Below are 10,108 nucleotides of genomic sequence, written 5' to 3' on the forward strand. Positions count from 1 at the left end.
ATTTATATGAAGTGATGATATATAGAAAATACCTATTGACAAAGTTGTACAATCTATATAAAATAAAATAAACATTACAAATGGTATATGCACATTACAAATGTAACATATAAAATAAAAAGGAGAGAAACGTATGAATCTGATGGATTATGTAAGCGCAGAACCGTATAAGCTCTATATCAATGGCGAGTATACTGCTTCAGTATCAGGAAAAACACAAGATTGTGTGAATCCTGCAACGAATGAAGTGTTTGCAAAAGCTTATTACGGAGATGTAGATGATGCAGAAAAAGCAGTTCAAGCTGCCCGCAAGGCTTTTGATGAAGGCCCGTGGGGACGTATGGCAGCTCGTGAACGTTCAAAGATATTACTGAAGGCAGCACAGATTATGGAACGTCGCGCAGATGAGTTCGCTACCCTGGAGGCACTGGAGTGTGGATATCACTATGGATCTGCACGTTACTACTGTGTTCCTATGGCTGTAGATTCCTTTCATTTTTTTTCCGGAAAGGCACGGGATATTGAAGGAAAGGTCGTTCCTTCGGATTATGGAACACTTAACTATGTAACATGGAATCCGGTAGGAGTTGTGGCAGAGATTCTTCCGTGGAACGGACCGTATCTTATGGGATGCCAGAAGATCAATGCGATTCTGGCAGCAGGTAACACCTGTGTGATCAAACCGCCATCATGGGGAGTTATTTCCTTACTTCAGTTAGCCGGCGTTTATGAGGAGGCAGGACTTCCGGCAGGAGTGTTTAATGTTGTAACCGGGTCCGGAAGTTCCGTTGGAGCTTACCTTACAAAGCATCCGGATGTAGATATGGTGGCAATGACAGGAGGAACGTCTACCGGTCGGGAAGTCATTCGAAATTCAGCAGAACGTGTGAAAGATATCGCACTGGAACTTGGTGGGAAAAGCCCGAACATCTTTTTTGAAGATGTGGATGTGAAAAACGCTGCAAAATGGGCTGTATGGGGATTTACCAATCATTCAGGACAGATATGTGTTTCAGGAACACGTATTCTGGTACAGAGAAGTATTTATGAAGAGTTCATTCAGGAAATGAAGAATTTTGCAGCAGAGAAATATGTTCCGGGAGATACATTTGATCCGAACTCCAATCTTGACCCACTGATTTCAAAAGCACATGCAGAAACTGTGTGGGATTATATCGAAAAGGGAAAAGCGGAAGGTGCACGTCTTGTATGCGGTGGCGAAAGATATACAGAGGGTGTTCTGGCAAAAGGGAACTTTGTTCCGGTTACAATTTTTGCCGATGTGACACCGGAGATGACTATTTATCAGGAAGAGATCTTTGGACCGGTAGGTTGTGTCACACCTTTTGATACAGAAGAAGAAGCGATTGAACTGGCAAATAATACCGTATACGGACTGGCAGGTGCAGTGTTTACAAAGAATTTGAAGCGAGGCATCCGTGTGGCTGAAGGAATTAAAAGCGGACAGATATATGTAAATAATTATTTCTCCAAGGGAATGATAGAGTCTCCAGGTACAGGATGGAAAGAAAGTGGCATTGGTGTTGCCGGAATGACAAAATATATGATTTCAAAAACAGTGTTTATCGAGACTGTTGAGGATACGGTTCCACCGCTTTAAAAACGCTTGGAAAGAAGGGAATATAGCAATGAGTTTAAAAGCAGTACATTATATTAACCAGTTTTACGCAGGGATTGGCGGAGAGGCCATGGCAACCGCAGAATTTGGAAGTCTGGATGAAAAGAAGGGACCTGCTGCAGGACTTGAGCCGCTCTTTCAAGGAGAGATGACGATCAGTAAGGTCATCTACTGTGGCGATAATTATGTGAATACAGATGAAAACTGGGATCTGGTAAAGTCGCAGATTAAGAAAGTGATTGAAGAAGAAAAACCGGATGTATTTATCGCCGGACCTGCATTTAATGCAGGACGCTATGGAGTTGCATGTGCAAAGGTCTGTGATTATGTACGTTCCGAATTGAATATTCCGAGTGTGACAGCTATGTGGTGGGAGAACCCGGCAATTGGGATGTATGTAAAAGATAATTATATTGTTGGAAGTACAGAGACAGCTTCTGGAATGAGAAAGACGCTGCCCAAATTGGCTACTCTGGCATTGAAGCTTGCAAAAAGAGAACCGATCGGACCAGCCTGTGAGGAAGGCTATCTGCCGACAGGACACCGAAACAATGAATATGTTGAAAAATCGGGTGCAGAGCGTGTCGTAGATATGGTTGTGAACAAACTTTATAACAGACCATATGTTACAGAAGTTCCGCATCGAGGATTTGAACAGGTTCCACCGGCGCCGCCGGTAAAGGATATGAGTAAAGCAAAGATCGCACTGTTTACGACCGGAGGTCTTGTCCCGGTTGGAAATCCGGATAAGATAAAGCAGGCATTTGCAGTCAGCTACGGTATGTATGATATGACAGGCAAAGATACTCTGGAAAAGGGTGTATACGAATCCATCCATGGTGGTTATGATACAACGTTTGCCAGTGAAGATCCGCATCGACTGATACCGCTGGATGCGATCCGGGACTGCCTGAAAGAAGGCGTGATTGGTGATCTTTATCCGTATTTTGGTTCTACCTGCGGAGTAGGAACCAATGTTGCGAGCGGAAAGCAGATGGGCGCGGACTGGGCAAAGAAACTGAAAGAGGCAGGAGTAGATGCTGCAATTCTTACTTCTACCTGAGGCACCTGTACACGTTGCGGTGCAACGATAGCGAAGGAAATGGACCGTGTCGGCATTCCGAACGTTCATATTAATGCATTCCTCTCTATTGCAGAAAGTGTAGGATCCAACCGAATTGTATTTGGTGGTGATTTCACTTCTCCGACAGGAAATCCTGAACTGCCAATTGATCGTGAAAAAGTATATCGTCGTAAGATTATTGATAAAGCATTGGAAGTTTTACAGATGGAAGTTGAAAAACCGACAATCTTCACGGTTGATGAAGCTAAAGAAGGTTAAAGGAAGGGGCGAGAGAAAAATGATCGATATGAAATTAACACGTCAGTATTATGAGGTGAAAGATGTTAAATTTGGGGATAAATGTACTTTTGTGAATGGCGTTCTCACGGTAAATGAACGGGAGTTGACAGATCTGACAAAAGACTTATTTAAAGCGGTTACAGGATTTCATCTGGAAATTACCAAGCCCGGAGAAAACGCGAGAATTATTCACGTTTTAGATACACTTCAGCCGATGGTAAAAGTGGAAGGAGAAGGGCAGCAGTATCCGGGATTCTTTTCTACTTCCTATACAGTCGGACGCGGGGTAACGAATCTCTACAGCGGTTTTTCTATTATTGAAAGTGCAGCATTGCCATGGGATTCTTCCAATGCATCCAGTGGTCTGTTATATCCACGTGATGCGATTATTGAATTGTCCGGATTTGCGGCTGGCTATACACCTTTCTCAAAAATGCACAATCTTGTTGTTGTGTATGAACTGGGAGAAGGATTTTCATCCATTGAGTATGACGATGCAATCCGTTTGATTGCAATCCGTATATCTACTTATCTGGCAGATCTTACTCGTGGACAGGAACCGGACAGAAGAGAAGTGTTTTCAACGGAAGAAGAGCATCCGGAGCTTCCAGGAGTTGTAATGGTATGGCAGTGCCAGAATCAGGGCCCATATGCCAATACGATGCTGTACGGTCTTCCGATTGATAATCTGGTTCCTACCATACTTCATCCGAATGAAATGCTGGATGGATGTGTTGTTAGCGGTAATTATGTATGGCCTTCTTTTAAAGTACCAACCTATTGTCATGTGAACCATCCGGTATTACTGGAGCTTTATCGTCGTCATGGAAAGGATATTAACTTTAAGGGAGTAATCTTCTCCCGGAGTCATGAGCCGAGCAACTGGCACAAACAGCGTTCTGCAAGTCAGAATGTAAAGCTGGCACAGATGCTGGATGCAAAAGGGCTTGTTATGGTATGGACCGGTGGAGGCAATGCATGTATCGACGGAATGTTAACCATTCAGACGGCAGAAAAACATGGAATTAAAGCCTCTACTCTGACCTTTGAGTTCGGTGGAAAAGACGGTACGGAAGGATTGCTTTTAGTAGATGATGTACCGGAAGCAGATGCAGTTTGCTCGGGAGGATCTATCGAAAGATCGATTACGTTACCGAAAGTGGAGCGTGCAGTTGGAGGAGATTCGTTCCGCCTGAATAAAGAATCCGGTGGCTGGTTCCCTCCGGCAACAGAAGAAGTTACGATTGGAACCTGCACTCATATGTATATGGGCGGTAACCAGTGTGCTTACAGCAATATGACATGTGTTGCTTACTAAGTAGATGAAATATTATGAATGAAAAGAAAGGATATGATTATTTATGAAACGTAGAATGAACAATATTTTTAAGAAAGACGGGAAATCATTTGTTCTCGCAATGGATCACTCAGCACAGATGTATTCCCCAGACCTGAAAGATCCGGGACATATTATCCGAGAGTGTGTTGCAGGAGGTGTGGATGCTTTCCTGACAACTTATGGAATTATCAAGCATTTTCAGTCTGATTTCGGAAATGCAGGTATTATCATGCGTGCAGATGGCGGCGCATCCATGATTCGTAAACCGATGAATCCATTAGATCTGCTTTATTCCGCAGAGGATGCAATTCGTGTTGGAGCAGATGCAGTTCTCTGTATGGGACTTCCGGGAGCACAGACCAATGAGCATTCTTTAAAATATCTTGCAAAGCTTGCTGCTGACTGTGAAAAATATCAGCTTCCGGTATGTTCAGAAGCTCTTCCATATGGATTTGAGCGGCCGGAAGGAATTGACACACGTGCGATCGATCTGATGAGTTTTGCATGTCGTCAATCCGTTGATCTCGGAGCAGATTTCATCAAATCTGAATATATAGGAGGAGAAGAATTCCGAAAGGTTGTAGAAAACTGCTATGCACCGATTCTGGTACTTGGCGGAGCAAAAGCAAAGGGAGAAGAAGAAATATTTGCCAATATCCGTGGTGCGATCGACAACGGTGCGAAGGGTGTTATTATGGGACGTAATATTGTTCGTCATGAAAACGTGGCACAGGTTTGTGCGGCGATTGCAGCAATTATTCATGAAGATGCATCTGTAGAAGAGGCAATGAAGATTTTAAATAAATAGGATGAGGTGAGAGAAATGTCAATTAACATTAGAACAGTTGCAGTGACCGGAGAAAAGCAGACAGATATCATAGAATTAACAACTCCGGATCTGCGTCAGGGGGAAGTATTGATTAAGGTACATGCAGTTGCGCTTTGTACTCTGGAACAGCGCATCTTCCAGGGAGAGGTAAAAATGCCTCTTCCATGTACCGGAGGACACGAAGTGGCAGGTGAGATTGCGGCTTTGGGACCTGGTGTGAATGCGAAAAAGTGGGCTTTGGGAGACAGAGTTGCCGTTCGTCTTCTTTATAATTGCGGAGAATGCTACTATTGCAGAACCGGACATGCCAATATGTGCGAACGTGCACAGAAGAAACCTACCCGTGAAGGATTGCTGGTTGGACCGGGGGGCCTTTGTGATTACATTATTGCAGATTCAGCTTCTCTGTTTAAAATTGCAGATAGTCTTTCTTATGAGGAAGCCGCTCTCACAGAGCCTCTGGCGTGTGTTGTGCATTCTGTGGGACGTGCCAATATCCAGCTTGGAGAGGATGTAGTGATCATTGGCGGAGGTATTATGGGACAGTATCACGTTATGCTTGCAAAGTGTAAAGGTGCCCGCGTTATTTTAAGTGAAGTGGATCCGAAACGTGCAGAACTGGCAAAACAGCTTGGAGCTGATATTGTCTTCAATCCAATGGAGACAGATCCAGTTGAATTTGTAAAGTCTGTGACGGAAGGACGTGGAGCAGATGTAGTGTTTAATACAACCGCAATTCCTGCTGTCGTAGGACAGGCAATTGCCATGGCCGGAAAAGCAGGACGTATGATTCAGTACAGCTCTATGCATCCGGATGCACCGACTCCGGTAAGTCCACAGATGTTACATGGAACAGAAACCATTCTTACAGGATCAATCAGTCCGAATGGAGAAGATTTCTTTGTTGCAAACCGTCTTTTGAATGGCGGAATCGTTGACTGTAAGCCAATGATTGAAAAGACATTCCCGTTTGAGGAAGCGCAGAAGGCTTTTGAAGCAGCGATTGTTCCTGGAACATTCCGTATAATTATTACAAATTAGGTTGAAACATAAAATTGTTTTTAGATATTGGAGGATGAGAATATGTCTGATGATAATAATAAATTAAGATTAGGTGCGTGTGTAGCAATGCTCGCCGGTGGATGTATCGGCAGTTCCATTTTTTCACTTTCAGGTATGACCATGTATTATGCTGGACCGGCTGCGATCTTTTCATGGCTGGGTGCAGCCATTATCTGTGGTCTTTATGGTCTGCAGGCAGCGGAACTTTCTATCCGCTATCCAAAGTCAGGTGGTGTATTTGTATTCCCTGCACGTGCGATTGGACCAAAGTGGGGATTTATTGCAGCATGGGGATATCTGGTATCTAACTCTATTGCAGTAGCATTTGCTGCGATTTATGTAGGTACATATCTCGGAGTAAGCTGGCAGGTATTCTCAAAGATGCAGATTATTCTTGCGATTGCAGCGGTAATCTTTGTGTCATGGATGAATATGAATAAAATTACAATGGCCGGTAAGATCAATAATATTCTTGTTATTTCTCTGATCGTCTGCATGTTGATATACGTGTGTGTAGCATTTTCACATCCGAATTTTGACTGGGCAAATTTTGCAAATTTCTTTGATGGCGCAATGGGAAAAACAGGATGGATAGAGGCAATTCCGAATGCGATGACTGGTTATGGTTCCATCGTTGCGATTGCATTTATGGTAAGTCAGGTACATGAACCAAACAAAACAGTACCGAAATCATTGATGATTGCTCTTGGACTGGTTGTTTGCCTATACATGCTTATGATTGTTGCTACGATGGGGCATGTTGATACACAATTCCTGATTGATAATCCAGGAATGCGTTTCATACCGATGTTTGCTGCTGCATTTACATCCATGAGTGATGTTCCGTGGTTAAGTAAAGTTATTTCAATTGCGGCTGTTCTGGCATTGCTTACAACGATGCTGGTAGTGGAAAAATTAACAGCTGATGCAATGAAAGCGATGGCAGATGATGACATGCTTCCATCAGCTCTCAAAAAGGAGAATAAACATGGTGCTCCGGTTGCAACAATAGTAGTAGTGGCAGTTGTCAGTGCAATTCTCAGCTGTTTTCCAAGCCAGACAGAAATCCTTGTTAACTTAGGATCTTTGTTTGCGGCGGTTAACATTTCACTTGTCATTATTTCAGCTGTATTTGCACGTAAGAAGGTTGCTTATGTAGAAGGTAACTTTAGAGCACCGGGTGGAAATGTAGTTTCCATCATTGCAGTAATTGCAATTGTTTCTACATATATTCCGAAGATTATTGGTGGTGGAAATGGTATGATGTGGATCTTTACAATTGCACTTTATGCAATCGGCGGAGTTGTCATGATGTACTACACGAAAAAAAAGAAAGCGGATTAATTTGTAGTGGAGTAAAGAAATATAGGAGATACGAAAATGAAGCATGTATATGATCTTAGTGGTGTTGTACCGGGTGCAACCCGTATAGCATTCGGTGCTTTTGATGGTATGCACAGAGGACATCAGGCGGTACTTAAAAAACTTGTTGGTTATGAAGGACAGACTCCGGTTGTTGTGAGTTTCTCAGATGATGTCAATCCTGTAATATATACAGAATGTGAAAAAGAATACTTTTTGCAGGATAAAAAGATCGGAGTTATGGTATCCATCAGTCAGGCGAAAGTTGATGCAATGACAGCAGAAGAATTCATTCGTAAGATTCTCATCAGCAAATTACAGATGAAGAGCGTTGTTGTTGGAGAAAATGTATGTTTTGGCTCTGATAAAAAAGGTGCAGCATATCTGTCAGAACTCGGAAAAGAGCTTAGCTTTGACGTGGAGATTGTTCCGGTAGTAAGTTATGAGGGAACAGCAGTATCAACAGATGGTATTAAGCAGGCAATTAATGATGGTGATTTTGAAAAAATGAAAGAACTGCTTGGACATATCTACATTATGCAGGGAACTGTGGTACATGGAAAAGCAGCAGGACGAAAACATGGTATGCCGACGGCAAATCTGGGTGTGGCTGAGAACAAACTATTCCCACCGCATGGGGTATATGCATCATTGTCCAATATGGATGGAACCTTCTTCCGTGGAATGACCAGTATTGGTTTTCGCCCGTCGGATGATGACATTCCGATAGCGACGATAGAAACATGGCTGCTTAATTTTTCCCGTGATATTTACGGAAAACGTATTACACTGGAAGTGCATAAATATATTCGCGGCGTTAAGAAATTCACAGGTGGTTTGGATGAAGTGCGCCAACAGATTGATAAAGATGTTTTAGCAGTTCAGACATATATGGATAATCTTGTTGCTGATATGAAAAATTAAATAGGTGATATTAAAATGACCTCCATTGCTTCATCGGAGGTCATTTTTGTGTAGAATTACGAAAGTGCTGTTTGGATTAAAGAAACGATGGCTGTATACAAAGGGAGAGTAATCTATATGCACTGTGTTTGAAAAGTTGCTGTTGGGAATCCAAAAAAGTGAAAAATAAAAGCAGTAAAAGCAGAAGTCCAGCTTGCTTTTCCATCACAGGAAGGGATAAAGATAATTTACATGACAAATCCAGCTTGCTTTTCCATCATGTAGAGAAATAAGGATAATGTACATGAAAAAATCAATTTGCTTTACCATCATAGAGAAGAATAGAGATAATGTACATGAAAACACGATTAAAAATTACCATCAAATATGGGAAAGTGGAAATGCTCCATGAAAAGAACTGAAAAAGATACCATCAAGAAATGCGAGACTGAGAAAATGATTGCCCCATCAAAGCGCATCGACAGTAATATATATTTGTGCTATACTTAGTGAACCACAAGAAAAGGAGAATTTAAGAAATGAAGATAGCGGTAACATATGATAATGGAACAGTATTTCAGCATTTTGGAAGAACAGAGTCTTTTAAAGTGTATGAAGTTGAAGATGAAAAGATTGTATCCAGTGAAGTGATTGCTTCTAACGGAGTAGGACATGGTGCTCTTGCCGGTCTGCTGGCAGAACAGGCGGTGGATGTGTTGATCTGCGGAGGAATCGGCGGTGGCGCACAGGCAGCACTCCAGGAAGCTGGTGTGGAATTGTGTTCCGGAGCACAGGGAGATGTGGATCAGGTGGTAGAGGCTTACCTTAAGGGAGAGCTGCTTTCTACAGGTGTGAATTGTGATCATCATCATGAGGAAGGTCACAGCTGTGGAGATGAAGGACATTCCTGCGGCGGATGTGGTGGATGCGGAGCGCACACGCAGTTAATCGGACGCAATGTGGGGAAAATCTGCCGCACACATTACAGAGGAACGTTCAATGATGGAACGCAGTTTGACTCTTCTTATGATCGCGGTGAACCGCTGGAATTTCTCTGCGGTGCCGGTCAGATGATTCCGGGATATGACGCAGCAGTGGCAGATATGGAAGTTGGACAGATCGTGAATGTCCATTTGATGCCGGAGGAAGCATATGGGATGCCGGATCCGAATGCAATCTTTACTGTTGAAATCGCACAGCTTCCGGGTTCTGAAGAACTGAGCGCCGGTCAGCAGGTCTATCTTGCCGACCAGTATGGTCAGCCGTTCCCGGTGAAAGTTGTGGCGAAAGATGAGAGGACAATTACATTGGATGCGAATCCGGAAATGGCAGGGAAAGAATTGAATTTCCAGATTGAGCTGGTGGAGGTTCGATAATTTTTATGCCTGAAAATTCTTGAAAGTTGTTCACGATGCGAGTGGGTAATTATACGGATTTGAGTGAGGATAAAAAAACATGAAGAGCCGGGGATGGCGGTCAGCCAAACCCCGGCTCTTTGCATATTTATCCGACTTTTTTGCGATATGCGCCGATGTTCCGGGGTACTTTTGCATCTTTATGCAACGGGATGTCAGGCCGGACTTTTAAAGGTTTTTTTCTTGTATTTTAACT

8 protein-coding genes are annotated in these 10,108 nt (G+C 43.0%); all 8 read left to right on the forward strand.

The window, feature by feature from the left end:
• Nucleotides 1-133 precede the first annotated feature (133 nt).
• A complete protein-coding gene (locus JQM82_RS12765) occupies nt 134-1,621 on the forward strand; it encodes an aldehyde dehydrogenase family protein (RefSeq protein ID WP_235250744.1) in 1,488 nt (495 codons plus the stop codon).
• Nucleotides 1,622-1,649: 28 nt separating this feature from the next.
• On the forward strand, nt 1,650-2,981 hold the full coding sequence (locus JQM82_RS12770; RefSeq protein ID WP_268827737.1) for a glycine/betaine/sarcosine/D-proline family reductase selenoprotein B: 1,332 nt from the start codon (nt 1,650-1,652) through the stop codon (nt 2,979-2,981).
• Nucleotides 2,982-3,009: 28 nt separating this feature from the next.
• Nucleotides 3,010-4,320: a glycine/sarcosine/betaine reductase component B subunit gene (locus JQM82_RS12775; protein WP_235250745.1), complete on the forward strand. Its 1,311-nt coding sequence runs from the start codon at nt 3,010-3,012 to the stop codon at nt 4,318-4,320.
• Between the two features lie 43 nt (nt 4,321-4,363).
• Entirely contained in the window at nt 4,364-5,149 is a 786-nt protein-coding gene (locus tag JQM82_RS12780; protein ID WP_235250746.1) for a class I fructose-bisphosphate aldolase, read from the forward strand.
• 15 nt (nt 5,150-5,164) lie between these two features.
• The gene (locus JQM82_RS12785; protein WP_235250747.1) at nt 5,165-6,211 is read left to right on the forward strand and encodes a zinc-dependent alcohol dehydrogenase; all 1,047 of its coding nucleotides are present in this window, start codon (nt 5,165-5,167) and stop codon (nt 6,209-6,211) included.
• Nucleotides 6,212-6,253: 42 nt separating this feature from the next.
• Nucleotides 6,254-7,576: an APC family permease gene (locus JQM82_RS12790; protein WP_235250748.1), complete on the forward strand. Its 1,323-nt coding sequence runs from the start codon at nt 6,254-6,256 to the stop codon at nt 7,574-7,576.
• A gap of 36 nt (nt 7,577-7,612) precedes the next feature.
• Complete coding sequence (ribF, locus tag JQM82_RS12795) at nt 7,613-8,518, forward strand: riboflavin biosynthesis protein RibF (protein ID WP_235250749.1); 906 nt, start codon at nt 7,613-7,615, stop codon at nt 8,516-8,518.
• A 518-nt stretch (nt 8,519-9,036) separates the two neighbouring features.
• Complete coding sequence (locus tag JQM82_RS12800) at nt 9,037-9,873, forward strand: NifB/NifX family molybdenum-iron cluster-binding protein (RefSeq protein WP_235250750.1); 837 nt, start codon at nt 9,037-9,039, stop codon at nt 9,871-9,873.
• Nucleotides 9,874-10,108 lie beyond the last annotated feature (235 nt).

This window comes from Faecalicatena contorta (assembly GCF_021531995.1).
Taxonomy (GTDB): Bacteria; Bacillota; Clostridia; order Lachnospirales; family Lachnospiraceae; genus Dorea_A; species Dorea_A contorta_A.